A 14976-nucleotide genomic window follows, 5' to 3' on the forward strand; every position below is an offset into this window, starting at 1 on the left:
ATCTGATGCAACATTATTTGGATAAAGATATAGCTTCTGACGAATGTCACACATTTAATGGAACCAAATATGCAAGTTGAACAAAAATATAGTGGGATGGGGGAATAAGGAATGGAAGAAAAGTTAGCGAAAAAGCTTCGCCATGAACAATTGCGGAGCAAGATTGTAACAGCAGAAGAAGCAGCATCTTGGATTAAAGATGGTATGGTATTAGGGATGAGTGGATTCACACGTGCTGGCGATGTAAAAGTCGTACCTCTTGCACTTGTAGAGAAAGCTAAAAAAGAGAAATTTCAAGTAGATGTCTTTACAGGTGCATCACTTGGTCCTGAAGTAGACCAATATTTAGCAGAAGCAGGTGTCATTCGTAAACGAGGCCCTTTCCAAGCAGATGCTGGTATTCGTAATAAAATCAATAGCGGTGATATCACATTTGTAGATGCCCATCTTTCTCATAATGCTGAACTTGTTCGCCAAGGTATTATAGGTCCTATTGATTTCGCGATTATTGAAGCTGCTGCCATTACAGAAGACGGCTTATTAATTCCTACAACTTCAGTTGGTAACTCTCCGATTTTTGTACAAGAAGCAGACCAAATCATCATTGAATTAAATGTAGCACAGCTTGATGCATTAGAGGGAGTGCATGATATTTTCGTACCTGCGCCACAAGGTAAGCGTGATCCAATTCCTTTGCAAAATGTGTCTGATCGTCTTGGTATAATTGGGATTCCGCTAGATTTAGATAAAGTAAAGGGCATCGTTATTTCAGATATATTAGATGCGCCATCAACAATTGTTCCTGCTGATGGGGAGACAGATGTAATGGCGAATCATTTATTAAATTTCCTACGTGAAGAGATTAAAGTAGGTCGCTTAACAACGAGCTTGCGACCAATTCAATCAGGAGTAGGCTCGGTAGCAAACGCCGTATTGTTAGGCTTTAAAGATTCTGAGTTCGAGAACTTAGAAGTTTATTCAGAAGTTCTACAGGATGCAGTATTTGAATTAATCGATGCAGGGAAAGTAAATTTCGCTTCCGCTACTTCTATTACCCTTTCAGAGCAAGTAGGAAACCGTGTTTATGGGAACTTTGAAAAGTATGCTGATAAATTAGTATTACGTCCACAAGAAATTTCCAATCAACCAGAAATTATTCGTCGACTCGGACTTATTTCAGTGAATACAGCATTGGAAGTTGATATATACGGCAATGTTAATTCAACACATGTTTCTGGTACAAAGATGATGAATGGCATTGGAGGGTCTGGTGACTTTGCACGTAATGCACGTCTAGGGATTTTTGTGACGAAATCGTATGCTAAAGGTGGCAACATTTCAAGTATTGTCCCTATGGTTTCACATGTGGACCATACTGAGCATGATGTGGATGTCATCGTAACTGAGCAGGGTGTAGCTGATTTACGTGGGCTTGCCCCGAAAGAGCGAGCGGCGCTTATCATTGATAATTGTGCACACCCCGATTATCGTGAGCAACTATGGCAGTATTATAATGATGCCAATGAGGCGACTGGTGGACATCATACGCCACACGATCTAGAAAAAGCACTGTCATGGCATGTTCATTATGCAAAAAGTGGGACAATGAAGGACCCTGCGTTTACGAAACAATAAAATACCATCATTAAAGCCTTGAAGGACAATTGTGCTTCAAGGCTTTTTGTTGTGAGCATATTAGAGTTTTATAATAATCCAATCCATTTCCAATAAGTAGCTGAGAACAGAAGAATTAGAAGGAAGCCGATAATCGTTAATGGAATACCAGATTTCAAGAAATCCTTTGTTGTAAATGCTCCTGTCCCATAGGCAAGCATATTTTGTGGTGCGCTAATTGGTAATAGGAAGCCAAAACTTATGACGAATTGTTGCACGATGACAAAGCCAACTTGATCAACATTCGTTGTTAATGTAGAGGCTAGTACGATGAATACAGGTATCAGTGCAGAGGCTAAGCTTGTTGCACTTGCAAAGCCTAAATGAATTAAAATATTAAATAATGTTACGAGTGCGATGGTTGCTAGTATTGGCATCGTATCTAGCCCAAGTGAACCAAATACTTTATCGGATAACCATGATGCACCTTCCGTCTTAAGTAAAATGGTTCCTAGCATAATACCTACGGCAAAGACGATAATTGTCCCCCACGGGATATGAGGTTCAACTTCCTTCCATGAATAAACACCGATTTTAGGCATTAATAAAATAGCGATGGCAATAATTGTGACTGTAGTTGTGTCAAAGGGATGCAATTTCCCTTCAGTTGCCCAGAAAAATAGCAAAACGATTGATGTTATGATTAAGCGAATTTCAGGAGCCTTCAATGGGCCAAGCTCTGAAAGCTGTTTTTTGATGACCTCTTTACCACCTTCGATATTGCTAGTCTCAGGCTTAATTAAAGCGATCATAATGAAAAATAGAGCTACAGACATAATGATTGAGAAGGGGGCAGCATAGAGCAACCAAGCACCCCAGGAGATATCCACATTAAATTGTTCCTGAATAAAGTTTAAAGCGACCATATTTTGAGCTGCTGCTGTCTTGATACCGATATTCCAAATGGAAACGGCTTGTACCGAAGTAATAACAAGTAAAGCGGCGAGTCGACTATCGCGTGGTAAACCAAATGCTGCGACCATCCCTAGCAATATTGGTACGACTGCGCCTGCACGTGCTGTGGCAGAAGGAACAAAAAAAGCGAGGGCTATAGAAACTAAAATGGCGCCGAATACGATAGCTTTTGTTTTTGTTCCTACAAGTGAAAGGATCCAGAGAGCAAGCCGTTTATGTAAGTTGGTAATTTGCATGGCTGCTGCTAAAAAAAGAGCTGCTGCTACTAATGCGACAGCGGAATTACTAAATCCACTTAAGGATAATTTTAAAGCGCCAGCAGTTCCTAATTCTGTAGCAGGATCGTCCATTGATGGAGCGAGCCCTAGTAGAACAGTTACAAGTGCAATGATCATGGCTGAGCTAACGGGATAGGACACGGCCTCTGTTACCCATAGGATGACTGCGAATGCTAAGATGGCTAAAGCTCGTTGTCCAGCAATCGGTAAGTCACCGTTATTAGGTAAAAAAGTAATGATGATTAGTAAAGCAAAGGCCAAGCCAATCCATAGTGGCTTTAAATTCCGTTTCGTAGCTGTTTGATTGGGTGAAGACATATTTTCTCATCCTTTCTACGATAAATATGACGATTATTATCCATAACATCGGTTAGTAAAATGTTTTATTAAGATAAGAACTTGTCTATTTTATTGTAAAAAAATAAGTATGCAGAATAGCTGCTTTTTACAGCGATATAAGTAGATAAAGAGAAAATATACGGTCATAAAAAATACAAAAATATCCATTGTAATATTATTTCTTTTTCTTAAATGCAGACGTTACTTTAGGCTCTGTACCCTTCGCTAATCGTTGGATATTTTCGATGTGCAGGATAATAGCTATGCCAAAAAGAAGGACAGCAATTATAGTTGGGCCAATTCCAGGAATCCATAAATATGTTGCCGTACAAAAGACGAGATAAAACTCTAGAACACCGACAATTAAATAGTTAGTTGCAAAGGATAAAATGACAAATAAAATAAGTGCAAATAAACCAATCTTCCAATCTACAGCAAGTAGAATTCCAATAATAGAGGCAGTTCCTTTCCCACCATTGAAGCCCATATAAAATGGGAAATTATGACCCAAAATAACCCCTGCAGCAATAATGTAGGTCAGGAGCCATATTTCTCCTTCGGTTAAATGCGGAGCATCTGCTAAATAAAAGTGTGCACCGATAATAGCTACAACGCCTTTGCCAATATCGATTAGGGCTACTAAAACGCCATATTTCCAGCCGAGGGAAAGTGTAGCATTAGAGGCACCTGCATTGCCATGGCCAGCTTTTTTTAAATCAACCCCCGATAAAAATTGTGCCACTTTAGAGCCGTGAATACAGCCAATTAAATATCCAACTAAGAGAAAAATGATCACGGCTTTTACCATAAAAATACTCCTTTCAAATTTTTTTCTAAATTAGTGTATGCGTTCATATTACGTATAAGAGCTGACAGAAGTTTCGGAAAAAATAAAATTTACATATTGACAGAAAAAAACTCTATGTTTATACTGTGTTACAACGATGGAAATTGAATCTCATACTCTTATCAAGAGCGGCGGAGGGATAGGCCCTATGATGCCCAGCAACCAGTAAGTGATGAACTTACTAAGGTGCTAATTCCTACAGATTCTTACTTGGATCTGGCAGATAAGGGGAGGAAAACTTGCAACCGCAACCCTCTTCTTAACAGGAGAGGGTTTTGTTTTCTACACATAAATCCTCCTCATCTCCGGTACCATCGTAAAAAAATAATTGGAGGTACACAATGACAAATTTTAAACCAGAAACATTGCTGTTACATGGTGGTCAAGAGCCAGACCCAGTGACGGGCTCTAGAACAGTTCCTGTCTATCGCTCAACTGCTTTCGTATTTAAGGACACTGCTCATGCGCAACGTCTTTTTGCCTTAGAGGAAGCGGGGAACATTTACACACGGATTACAAATCCGACAGTGGATGTTTTTGAAAAGCGTGTGGCCTTATTGGAAGGTGGAACAGCAGCAGTAGCACTTTCATCTGGTGCAGCAGCTATCGCATTTTCCATTTTAAATCTAGCTGGAGCAGGCGATGAAATAGTAGCAGGTAGTTCTTTATATGGTGGTACGTATAATTTATTGGCTAACACATTACCGAAGTATGGCATTAAAACAATTTTTGTAGATGAAACAAACCCAGAGAATTTTAAGGCTGCGATTACCGATAAAACGAAAGCTGTCTTCGCTGAAATTTATGGTAATCCAAGTTTAAAAGTTTTAGATATTGAAGCAGTAGCTAAGATTGCACATGATAACAGTTTACCATTAATTATCGATAGTACATTTGCTTCTCCTTATGGTTCCACACCAATTGAATACGGTGCAGATATTGTTGTTCACTCCGCAACTAAATGGATAGGTGGTCATGGTACAACTTTAGGTGGGGTTGTTGTAGACGCTGGTAAGTTTGATTGGACTAGTGGACGATTCCCTGGATTTACGGAACCAGATGCTTCTTACCATGGATTACGTTACGGAATTGATACAGCTTCTGCTGCTTTTGCTACGAAGCTACGCGTACAGTTGTTACGTGACTTCGGTCCAACATTAAGTGCTGACGCAGCGTTTAATTTACTACAAGGTTTAGAAACGCTTCATTTGCGTATCCCTAAACACAATGAAAATGCGTTGGCAGTTGCTGAATATTTACGAAACCACCCATCTGTGGAGTATGTAAACTATAATGGCCTAGAAGATTTTGCGACACATGATTTGGCGAAAAAATACTTGAAAAATGGCTTCGGTTCTGTGCTTACATTTGGCATTAAAGGTGGACGTGAGGCTGGTCGAAAGCTAATTGATAGCGTGAAGCTGTTTTCACATGTAGCAAATGTAGGGGATGCCAAATCGCTCATTATTCACCCAGCATCTACTACACATCAGCAATTATCAACAGATGAATTAATTCAAGCTGGCGTAACCGAGTCGCTCATTCGCTTATCCATCGGTTTAGAGGCAGTAGAGGATATTATTGCTGATTTAGAACAAGCCATTACGCTTGCCACAACAACTGAACAAACTGTAGAAGCTTAAGTTTTAGAACGCAAGGGAGGATGTTGTAGAGTTTACGTATTTTCTCATTCGAATTGCCTCATTTGGCATTGCGTCAAACGTTGCTACATCAACCAAGTATAAAATCCATCAATTATCAGAACTTTTTTAAAAATAATACCAAGTATTTTTATGTGTATTATTGACTTAATTAATTCCGTGTTATATACTAGGGAATAAGTTAAGAATACGAAAATTCTTGTTATAAGGTAAATGTTTTCAAAAGTGCTCCCCCCACTTTTGAATATATAGAAGAAGAGTGGTCGCATAGCCAGTGACTGCTCTTCCAAAAAAACTGATGATAAAGGAGTGTTTAAAATGGGTAATATCTATAGTGCACAAAACATTGCATCCTATCTAATTTATGAGCTGAATGAAGGTCATGTCTTTGTCAACAATCAATCCATTCAACACTTACTTACATCAGTCGATAAAAAATGGAAGCAAGTCTTTGGTCATACAGCATTTCAAGAGTATGTTGTGGCTGAAGAGGAGGGCTATACTGTAAAGGAAGTTTTTGAGGCATATGAACATTACGGTGTGAGCCATATTGCACTTCCTGCAACAGAGCTTTACTTAAAATACGGTACATTTCAATTAGTGGAACGTACGTATGCAATACCAAATTTTACAGAAGAAGAAATTAGTCTTGTTCAACAAGCTTTAACACATTATCGTTATCAATTGCTTTCAAAAGCAAGTTGAAAACCCCCATATATTAAAGCTCATTCTCTGCTGCTACAGGGAATGAGTTTTTTCTTTAGAGGTCATTAAAATAGTAACAAGATGATGGGTGTCCAAGCATACATATATAATAGAAGAAAGACATTCATATATTTAAATGGAAATAGTCAATTTTTGTTCAAATCTTATAGATCAACTAAAAAAACGTATAATAAAGGGAATGAAACCGATTTCTTTTGCACATCTAGAGAAAACAAATGTCCTTCCTAGAAAGATTTTTCTTGTGCTAAGTATGTATTTGCGTTACAATTTTCTTTAAGATAAATTTAGAATTATTTGAATTTGTATGTGTTCCAACACATACTAAAATAGCGAAACTCGTACAAAGAAGAGTAATTGGCTAAAGCTTGCGGTGGGTGTCCAATTATCATGACACAACCCCATGGAGAAATTAGCTTTGATGAAACTGCGGAATGTAAGTTGGAGGGAATAACAGAAATGGCAACTATAAAGGCAGCGATTTTAGGATTTGGAACGGTGGGTCAAGGGATCTATCATATTTTAAATGAAAAGCGAGAAGAGCTAAAAAATAAATTAGGTATTGAATTAGAGGTAGCAAAGATTTTAGTGACAGATGCTAGTCGTGAACGTGTACCAGGTACAGCGCATTTAATGACGACGAGTATGGATGATGTCTTAGCAGAGCCAGGTATGCAGGTTGTGTTTGAAGCGATTGTAAATGAAGAGCCTGCATACAGTTATTTAAAAAGAGCAGTTGAGCATAAATGTCACGTTGTTACAGCCAACAAAGTGATGTTTGCTAAACGAGGCTTAGAGTTGCAGGATCTGGCAAAAGCAAATGGTGTTTTTGTAGGCTATGAGGCAACTACTGCAGGTGGCGTACCTGTTATTAAAACAATGAAAAATATTTTACTTGTTAATGATGTGAGCCGTATTCAAGGAGTCCTGAATGGTACATGTAATTATATTTTAACAAAAATGCGTGCACAAGGCTGGTCATTCGAAACAGCTTTAAAAGAGGCGCAAAGTTTAGGTTATGCCGAGGCGGATCCATATAATGATATTTCTGGTCAGGATGCCTTTAAAAAATTAATGATTTTAAGTGCTTTAGCTTTCGGAGAGCAACCAGATTGGGCTGATGTAGAAGTAATTGGTATCGATAGCATTTCGGCTGAACAAGTCCGTGAAGCGTGTGAAAACGGTCTGCGTTACCGCCATGTCGCTGAAGTGGAAAAAAGGGCTGACGGTAAAATTATCGCTAAAGTTGGTCCTCAACTGGTTGATAAAGAACATCCACTTTATCCCGTTGATGATGTGTTCAACGCGGTAGCGTTAGAGACTAACTATATTGGGACATTAACATTAGTTGGCCCTGGGGCAGGAATGTACCCAACTGCGAGTGTCATGGTAGAGGACTATGCTGAAATCATTGGGAAAAGAGCAGGATTTGTTGTGACAATCTAATAAACTTATTTTTTAAAATTACCCGCCACTCAACAATGTTCGATTGTATGAATGGTGGGTTTTTTTAATCTTCATCTTTCACATCTATATCTTCTGGAATAGGGGTAGAACGCCAAATTTCGATTTCCTCTTTAATACGTTCCAATTGTTTAAAATACGTGCTAAATTGGCCGCTATTGATTAGGGTTTGTTCTCCATCGTAAACAGAACGGATACGCCCCTCATAAACTAGACGCATAATTTGATCCTCAGGCATACCAAGATCAACAGCTGTCTCTGCAATTGTTTTGTACATACGATTCGCTCCTTTTACTGTATATATTATAACTTCCATTGTTGAGAAAGCATACTAGGCTAATTGAAAGAAAAAGTAAAAATGATAATTGTTTGATTTTGGATAAATATGTATTATTAGTATTAATGAAGTAATAAAGCGAGGATGAATTGATAAATGTTAAATCCGTTGTTGGTATTACTAGCAGCCATTCTATGGGGAATGACAGGAACAGCTCAAACATTTTTAAATCAAGGGGTATCTCCAATAGCAGTGGCCACTATTCGTTCTGCAATTGGTGGCGGTCTATTATTAGCCATTACCATTTCATTACGGAAAATTAACTTTCGAAAATGGTCATGGAAATGGACGATTTTAGCTGCAGCCAGTATTGCTCTTTTCCAGGGTCTTTTCTTTTCATCTATCCGTCTAACAGGAGTAGCCATTGGAACAGTTGCGACAATTGGTAGTGCACCAGTATTTTCTGGTGTTTTAGAATGGCTTATTTGGAAAACTCGTCCGACAGCGGTATGGGGACTTGCTACACTGATGGCGATTATCGGATGTCTTTTATTATTTATGAATAATGGAGACGAGTCTGTTCATATAGGTGGATTTGCACTAGCACTTTGTGCAGGTGTGTCCTTTGCATTTTATACAAACATTAGTAAAAAATTAATGGCACAGGAAGAGGCATTGCCAGCAGTCGCCATGACATTCTCTATTTGTACGTTATTTTTACTGCCGTTTTCTTTTGAAAATGGATTTGCTTGGTTAGGGAATACACATAACTTATGGACAATGCTATTCATGGGAATTATGTGTACAAGCGTGGCGTATTTATTGTTTTTAAATGGTCTGCAAAAAATTAGTTCATCCTCAGCTGTAACACTGTCATTAGCAGAGCCATTAACTGCTGCCATTCTTGGGGTGTTTTTCATTGGAGAACAATTAAGTATCGTGTCCTGGCTTGGTCTAGCAATGCTACTAGGTGGCATTGTTGTTTTAACCATAGGTGGAAGGAAAAAACGAAAACCTTAAGAAATTCTTCATTTTTATAATAGCTGGTTTTTAAGATTTGAAAGGTACACTGATATTTGAGAGCGAGGTGTATATCATGACGAAATTAACAGTTCTTGTTACAGATGACGATCAAGATATTCGTGATGGTATTGAAATTTATTTAAAAAATGAAGGCTATCATGTCATTAAAGCAGCAGACGGCCAAGATGCATTAGAAAAGCTAGAGAACAATGAAGTACATTTAATTATTTTAGATATCATGATGCCAAACATGGATGGCATTACAGCAACCTTTAAAATTAGGGAGGAGCGCAATATTCCAATTATTATGCTGAGTGCAAAGGCAGAGGATGGCGATAAAATACATGGGCTATCCGTTGGAGCTGATGATTATGTGACGAAGCCATTTCATCCATTAGAACTATTGGCACGAGTGAAATCGCAGTTGCGACGTTATGTGCAACTAGGGACGTATAGTGAAGGAGCGACAAAAGTGGAAATTGACGGACTTGTTCTTGATGAAGATGCAAAAGAGGTCATACTAGAAGGAGAACCTGTTCGACTAACTCCAATAGAATATAAAATCACGGAATTATTAATGAAAAATGTAGGGCGTGTTTTTTCGATACGTGAAATTTATGAACGTGTTTGGAATGAGGAGGCGTACAATGCTGAAAATATTGTAGCTGTTCACATTCGGAAGATACGTGAAAAAATTGAAGCAGATCCGAAAAATCCGCGCTATCTAAAGGTGGTATGGGGCGTTGGCTATAAAATGGAAAAATAAACTAGAGAAGTATATGACGATTGCAGGATTTATAGCAGGTGTTGTTGGGCTCATTTATTTTGGTGTTTATGCCTATCAAATCGTCGATTCTCGCTCCTCAGAGGTTTTGCAATTTTTGGAAAGAATTTTTTAGAGGAGTGTAAGAGGTATGATAAAAAAATGGAAATCCTCTCTAGTGTTAATGTGTTTCATTTGGACAATTTTTGGTATTTTTACTTTTTGGCATGTAGGTTATCAGTATATTGGTAAATCCTATTTCCAATCGGAAAATTTCCAGCATGAAATCGATAATTTCACAGCAGAACTAGGACCGTTAGTGTTAAATGTACCGAATGCCGCAGATTTTAAAGATGAAATAGAAATTACGCAATCAGAAATAGAAGATCATCGTAATTACTATGGTACATTGGGACAGCAAATCGATAATATTAAACAGCAATACGGACAGCGAATTCAAGAAGCAGTGGATGCCAATGCTGCAGAATTACAAATAAAGCTAGAGACTGAACGCGATAATAAGATTAAAGATATTACGGCAAACTTTGAAAATGATGAGCATGTGCGAAAGAAGATTCGTGCTGAAAAAGAAGCATTAATTGATAAATATATTAAGTCAGTACAAGCCGAAGCGAAAAGCTTTGGAAAAAACTATGACTACTGGTCCTATGAGTTGACGAATATTGAAACAGGTAAAATATACCGTGCAGGTGATGTTTCAGAAAGCAGTGCCTATAAAATAAAATATTCTGAGCGAAACCCATTATATGCAGGAAATATTAGTAATAATTTAAGGGATATTTTTTACAGTACAGAAGCATATGTGGATGTAGATAATTTTTATGAAACAGCTGAATATATGGGTGTCTTAACCATCTCGAAAAAAGCAGTTCAATCATTAGGCGTTATGCAGGATTATAATCGTTTTCACCGTAATCAATATACCTTTTTCTTTGTGTGGCTGACTAGTATAGTAACGGCAATCTTTGCATGGAGAGGTCGTAAGGTTGTACTACAAACTGTCACGAATATGAAGGAAAAAGAGATTTTAACTAAGGTAAAGTTTGACTTTCAGGTTATTCTAGTATTGATCACAGGATTTATGTATCTTTTTACTTCCCAAATTGTTTTTGAATCTATTGAATACACTTACGATTACAATTATCAATATAATTATGTACGGTCTATACTAGATTCTGCCTTTAAAATAGCTGTGTTATTCGTTATAGGCAGTGCTTTCTTTGTACAATTAATTTGGCTGTATACAAGAGTGGATACTTTGAAAAAGCTAGAAGAAAATATGAAATCAAGTTATTTATGGTCACTTGGCGATTCGATGACTGATTTATTTATCAATCGTTCTATTGCATTGCATTCATTGGTCATGTTAGCTGCAGCCTTCTTTGGGGGAGGTAGCCTTGTCGCTTCTATGTTAAGAGGAGGCGGTTTTCCAGTTCTTGTTCTTGCTATGTGTATGTTCGTAGGAATTCCTGCTCTGGTTGTTTTCCTATCAAGAATGGGTTATTTAAATCGCATTATGAAGGATACGAAGAATATGGCTGAAGGACGTTTAAACCGAGATGTGAAGGTAAAAGGCAAATCACCGCTTGCAGGTCATGCTGAAAATCTTAACCATTTACGAGAAGGTGTTCGTACGTCCATGCATGAGCAGGCGAAAAGTGAACGTTTGAAAACAGAGCTTATTACAAATGTGAGTCATGATTTACGTACGCCATTAACCTCTATTATTACGTATACGGATTTACTGAAAAAGCCCACTATTACAGACGAAGAACGTCAACAATACATTCAAATTCTCGATAAAAAATCTGAGCGTTTAAAAGTATTGATTGAAGACCTTTTTGAAGTGTCAAAAATGGCAAGTGGCAATATTGAACTCCATCGCAGTCGAGTAGATTTGACGCAGCTTATTCAGCAAGCGGTAGGGGAGCATAAAGAGGATTTGACACAGTCAAGCTTAGATTTACGTATGACGATGCCACACGATCCCATCTATGCATATGTGGACGGTCAAAAATGGTGGAGACTCATCGATAATTTAATTGTGAATGTCTTGAAATATGCGTTAGAAGGAACACGTGTATACGTGACGTTGAAACGTACGGCAGATGGTGATGCTGAATTTACAGTGAAAAATGTTGCGAAATATGAAATCAGTGAGGATGCCGAGGAATTATTTGAACGCTTTAAACGTGCAGATGCTTCAAGACATACAGAGGGCTCAGGACTTGGATTAGCGATTGCACAATCTATTGTCGACTTACATGGGGCAAGAATGAGTATTGATGTAGATGGCGATCTATTTAAAGTAATTGTTCGAATTCCAGCAGTATAATGGAAAGATGGCGGCAGAAATTTGCCGCCATCTTTTTATAAGCCTAAATTTTTGGCGATAATGACTTTCATCACTTCGTTGGTACCAGCATAGATGGACATAACAGGTATATCTCTATACCTTCTAGCAATTTTATATTCCTCCATATAGCCATAGCCACCATGCAATTGCATACATTGCGTGGCAAGCTCACGTGCATTTTCTGTGATCCAGTATTTTGCCATAGATACTTTTGTCACAACCTCTTTCCCAGCAATATGCTCTTCAATCAAGGATTCTAAAAATGATTTTCCAAGCTCAATTTTAGTAGCCATTTCAGCAATTTTAAATTTTGTATTTTGGAAGTCGCCAATTGTTTTACCAAAGGCTTGACGTGATTTTACATAGTCTAATGTCAAGGTAAGCATATCCTCTGCGGCTGTTTGTGCAGCAATCGCTACTGCTAATCGCTCTTGCTGTAGCTTTTCCATCATATAGTGAAAACCTTTGCCTTCTTCTCCAAGTAGGTTTTGCACAGGCACTCGGCAATCTTCAAAATAGAGTTCTGCCGTATCTTGGGCATGCATCCCAACCTTTTCGAGCTGTCTTCCTTTTGTAAAGCCAGGTGTACCTTCTTCAATGACAAGTAGACTGATGCCGCGATGCTTTTTCTCCACCTGTGGATTTGTTTTCACTGCAACAATGGCTAAGTTTGTATGAATGCCATTAGTGATAAAGGTTTTTTGTCCATTGACAATGTAAAAGTCACCATCGCGGATCGCGGTTGTTTGTATATTTGCCAAGTCTGAACCTGTACCAGGCTCAGTCATCGCAATCGCAGTGATATAGTCGCCTGAAATACATTTAGGCAGCCAGCGAGATTTTTGTTCATGTGTACCATAAGCCTCGATATAAGGTACGGCAATATCATTATGCAGTCCAATCCCAATAAGACTTGAACCTATACGTTCTAGCTCCTCTTGAATAATAACACCGAAGCTGAAATCCAGACCAAGCCCGCCATACTGCTCCTCGACCTGTGGGCAAAGGTAGCCCATCTCACCGAGCTTGCGCCAAAAGGAAAGTGGAATTAGATGGTCTTTTTCCCATTGAATATAATGTGGCTCAGCTTCTTCAGCTAAAAACTTACGGAAGGTTTTACGAAATAACTCATGCTCTATTGTTTCAAATTTATAACGTGTCATTCGAAATAGCACCCCTTTTTGCTCGTAAATGCGTAAATTTTCTCGTTCATCTATTATGTTACTGGAAGATTTGTAGAAATTAAAGTGGCTTTTAGTGTGAAAATGACGAAAATGTCATCTAAATATGGTGGAATGTCATGTAGAACGAGAGAATCGAAGGAAATAAAAAGGTAAACTTATAGTTGTCATCTGTAATCAGTTCCTATTTTCAGATAGAAGATTATTCAAGGGCTTCAAGCAATATGATTGTTAAGTATAATGATATAATCAACTAAATTATAGAAGAAAGTAGAGGACTAGGTTATGCCAAAAGTAATCGGTGGTATACTTTTAATTAGTATTTATAGTGCGTTGACTTTCTATTTAGGGTGGGGAGTAAAGCAGTGGCTTGTAGCGATGGGATGGTTCCGTTATCCAGTCCTATTTTGGCTGATCCTGTATATTGTTGCTTTTAGTATTATTATCGGAAGATTACATGAGTCTTTACGGTTTTTTTCGGTCATCAGTAATTACTGGATGTTTCTCTTTGAATACGGCTTATTACTGTGTTTAGCTTCACAATTGATTGTTTGGTTAACTCCCTTTAAAAATGTACAAATAATTGGTAGTATAGCAGTTGCTGTCCTAGTTTTGTTAAGTATCATCGGCTCTTATTTAGCTTATTCACCAGTAGTTCGTCATTTAGAAATAACGGTAGCCAAAAAGGAAAGTGAACTAGAATCACTGAGAGCTGTTGTGGCATCTGATTTTCATTTAGGGGTATTATCGCATAAAAGGCATTTGCAACGATTTGTAAACTTGGCAAATGAAGCGCAGCCAGATATTGTATTGTTAGCTGGCGATATCGTGGATGATGATCCAAAATGGTTTGTTCAAGAGGGCATGGCGGATGTCATGAAAGGATTAACATCTACATATGGAACGTATGGGATATTGGGTAACCATGAATATTACGGTAAAAAAATTCCTGAGTTTGTAAAGGAAATGGAAAATGCCAATGTGAAAATACTGCTAGATGAAACAATTCGTATAGAAGATGCGTTTGTATTAACAGGGCAAGAGGATAGGACGAATAAAGAAAGAAAAACACTTGAAGAATTAAAGGTATCTGATAACTTGCCATGGCTTGTGATGAACCATACACCCGATGACTTGGTAACACCAACGGCAATGGGGGTTGATTTACATATGTCAGGTCATACACATAAGGGTCAGCTATGGCCAAACCAGTATATAACGGCTCGGGTATTTGAACTGGACTATGGTTATAAGTTGAAGGAGCATATGCATACACTTGTTTCATCAGGCTATGGCTTCTGGGGACCACCGATGCGAATTGGTAGTAGATCAGAGCTTTGGGTAGTGGATATAAACTTTCAATAGTGTGTGGTAATCTTGAAATGAGCTACCTAGGTGAAATGACAGTAGTATATGAAAACGTAGTATCTTATAATAGGTGGGTATTTGATTAA

Annotated in this window: 13 protein-coding genes and 1 riboswitch; of the genes, 9 read left to right on the forward strand and 4 right to left on the reverse strand. The window is 38.1% G+C overall.

Annotated elements, in window-relative coordinates; genetic code table 11:
• Positions 1-111: 111 nt before the first annotated feature.
• A complete protein-coding gene (locus tag NV349_RS01960; RefSeq protein WP_271912210.1) occupies positions 112-1635 on the forward strand; it encodes a succinyl-CoA:acetate CoA-transferase ScpC in 1524 nt (507 codons plus the stop codon).
• A gap of 68 nt (positions 1636-1703) precedes the next feature.
• On the opposite strand, the gene NV349_RS01965 is transcribed toward NV349_RS01960, so the two are convergent.
• Together NV349_RS01965 and NV349_RS01970 are read right to left on the reverse strand one after the other, a co-directional pair.
• Complete coding sequence (locus NV349_RS01965; RefSeq protein ID WP_058844783.1) at positions 1704-3185, reverse strand: DASS family sodium-coupled anion symporter; 1482 nt, start codon at positions 3183-3185, stop codon at positions 1704-1706.
• A 196-nt stretch (positions 3186-3381) separates the two neighbouring features.
• Positions 3382-4014 carry a glycerol-3-phosphate acyltransferase gene (locus NV349_RS01970; RefSeq protein ID WP_271912213.1) on the reverse strand — a complete coding sequence of 211 codons (633 nt, stop codon included), beginning with the start codon at positions 4012-4014 and terminating at the stop codon, positions 3382-3384.
• A gap of 155 nt (positions 4015-4169) precedes the next feature.
• Positions 4170-4283: riboswitch (SAM riboswitch) on the forward strand.
• A 111-nt stretch (positions 4284-4394) separates the two neighbouring features.
• Between NV349_RS01970 and NV349_RS01975 the strand changes: the two genes are divergently transcribed.
• The 3 genes from NV349_RS01975 (at position 4395) to NV349_RS01985 (ending at position 7883) form a co-directional block, all read left to right on the forward strand.
• Positions 4395-5696: an O-acetylhomoserine aminocarboxypropyltransferase/cysteine synthase family protein gene (locus NV349_RS01975; RefSeq protein ID WP_036117757.1), complete on the forward strand. Its 1302-nt coding sequence runs from the start codon at positions 4395-4397 to the stop codon at positions 5694-5696.
• A gap of 336 nt (positions 5697-6032) precedes the next feature.
• Positions 6033-6419, forward strand: a complete 387-nt coding sequence (locus tag NV349_RS01980; RefSeq protein WP_141905157.1) for a hypothetical protein — start codon at positions 6033-6035, stop codon at positions 6417-6419.
• A gap of 477 nt (positions 6420-6896) precedes the next feature.
• The gene (locus NV349_RS01985) at positions 6897-7883 is read left to right on the forward strand and encodes a homoserine dehydrogenase (protein WP_036117793.1); all 987 of its coding nucleotides are present in this window, start codon (positions 6897-6899) and stop codon (positions 7881-7883) included.
• 64 nt (positions 7884-7947) lie between these two features.
• Here the strand turns inward: NV349_RS01985 and NV349_RS01990 are convergent, their stop codons facing one another.
• Positions 7948-8178 carry a MerR family transcriptional regulator gene (locus NV349_RS01990; RefSeq protein WP_036117751.1) on the reverse strand — a complete coding sequence of 77 codons (231 nt, stop codon included), beginning with the start codon at positions 8176-8178 and terminating at the stop codon, positions 7948-7950.
• A gap of 156 nt (positions 8179-8334) precedes the next feature.
• Here NV349_RS01990 and NV349_RS01995 point away from each other — a divergent pair, with 156 nt between their 5' ends.
• From NV349_RS01995 to NV349_RS02010, 4 genes are all read left to right on the forward strand, one after another.
• A complete protein-coding gene (locus NV349_RS01995; protein ID WP_036117748.1) occupies positions 8335-9198 on the forward strand; it encodes a DMT family transporter in 864 nt (287 codons plus the stop codon).
• Between the two features lie 76 nt (positions 9199-9274).
• Positions 9275-9967 carry a response regulator transcription factor gene (locus NV349_RS02000; RefSeq protein ID WP_036117745.1) on the forward strand — a complete coding sequence of 231 codons (693 nt, stop codon included), beginning with the start codon at positions 9275-9277 and terminating at the stop codon, positions 9965-9967.
• Complete coding sequence (locus NV349_RS02005; protein ID WP_155273172.1) at positions 9945-10100, forward strand: hypothetical protein; 156 nt, start codon at positions 9945-9947, stop codon at positions 10098-10100. The genes NV349_RS02000 and NV349_RS02005 overlap by 23 nt, the downstream gene beginning before the upstream one ends.
• Positions 10101-10115: 15 nt before the next feature.
• Positions 10116-12320, forward strand: a complete 2205-nt coding sequence (locus NV349_RS02010; RefSeq protein ID WP_058844779.1) for a sensor histidine kinase — start codon at positions 10116-10118, stop codon at positions 12318-12320.
• A gap of 35 nt (positions 12321-12355) precedes the next feature.
• On the opposite strand, the gene NV349_RS02015 is transcribed toward NV349_RS02010, so the two are convergent.
• Positions 12356-13504: an acyl-CoA dehydrogenase family protein gene (locus NV349_RS02015; RefSeq protein ID WP_058844778.1), complete on the reverse strand. Its 1149-nt coding sequence runs from the start codon at positions 13502-13504 to the stop codon at positions 12356-12358.
• Between the two features lie 303 nt (positions 13505-13807).
• On the opposite strand from NV349_RS02015, the gene NV349_RS02020 reads away from it, so the two are divergent.
• Positions 13808-14887: a metallophosphoesterase gene (locus tag NV349_RS02020; RefSeq protein ID WP_058844777.1), complete on the forward strand. Its 1080-nt coding sequence runs from the start codon at positions 13808-13810 to the stop codon at positions 14885-14887.
• Positions 14888-14976 lie beyond the last annotated feature (89 nt).

The organism is Lysinibacillus sp. OF-1 (assembly GCF_028356935.1).
Lineage (GTDB): Bacteria > Bacillota > Bacilli > Bacillales_A > Planococcaceae > Lysinibacillus > Lysinibacillus fusiformis_D.

What these genes read in the sequence shown, in the direction of transcription:
- NV349_RS01975 (WP_036117757.1), top strand. Translation starts at nt 4,395, where the DNA reads ATGACAAATTTTAAACCAGAAACATTGCTGTTACATGGTGGTCAAGAG.
- NV349_RS02015 (WP_058844778.1), bottom strand. Translation starts at nt 13,504, where the DNA reads ATGACACGTTATAAATTTGAAACAATAGAGCATGAGTTATTTCGTAAA.
- NV349_RS01990 (WP_036117751.1), bottom strand. Translation starts at nt 8,178, where the DNA reads ATGTACAAAACAATTGCAGAGACAGCTGTTGATCTTGGTATGCCTGAG.
- NV349_RS02000 (WP_036117745.1), top strand. Translation starts at nt 9,275, where the DNA reads ATGACGAAATTAACAGTTCTTGTTACAGATGACGATCAAGATATTCGT.
- NV349_RS01980 (WP_141905157.1), top strand. Translation starts at nt 6,033, where the DNA reads ATGGGTAATATCTATAGTGCACAAAACATTGCATCCTATCTAATTTAT.
- NV349_RS01985 (WP_036117793.1), top strand. Translation starts at nt 6,897, where the DNA reads ATGGCAACTATAAAGGCAGCGATTTTAGGATTTGGAACGGTGGGTCAA.
- NV349_RS01965 (WP_058844783.1), bottom strand. Translation starts at nt 3,185, where the DNA reads ATGTCTTCACCCAATCAAACAGCTACGAAACGGAATTTAAAGCCACTA.
- NV349_RS02020 (WP_058844777.1), top strand. Translation starts at nt 13,808, where the DNA reads ATGCCAAAAGTAATCGGTGGTATACTTTTAATTAGTATTTATAGTGCG.
- NV349_RS01970 (WP_271912213.1), bottom strand. Translation starts at nt 4,014, where the DNA reads ATGGTAAAAGCCGTGATCATTTTTCTCTTAGTTGGATATTTAATTGGC.
- NV349_RS02010 (WP_058844779.1), top strand. Translation starts at nt 10,116, where the DNA reads ATGATAAAAAAATGGAAATCCTCTCTAGTGTTAATGTGTTTCATTTGG.
- NV349_RS01960 (WP_271912210.1), top strand. Translation starts at nt 112, where the DNA reads ATGGAAGAAAAGTTAGCGAAAAAGCTTCGCCATGAACAATTGCGGAGC.
- NV349_RS01995 (WP_036117748.1), top strand. Translation starts at nt 8,335, where the DNA reads ATGTTAAATCCGTTGTTGGTATTACTAGCAGCCATTCTATGGGGAATG.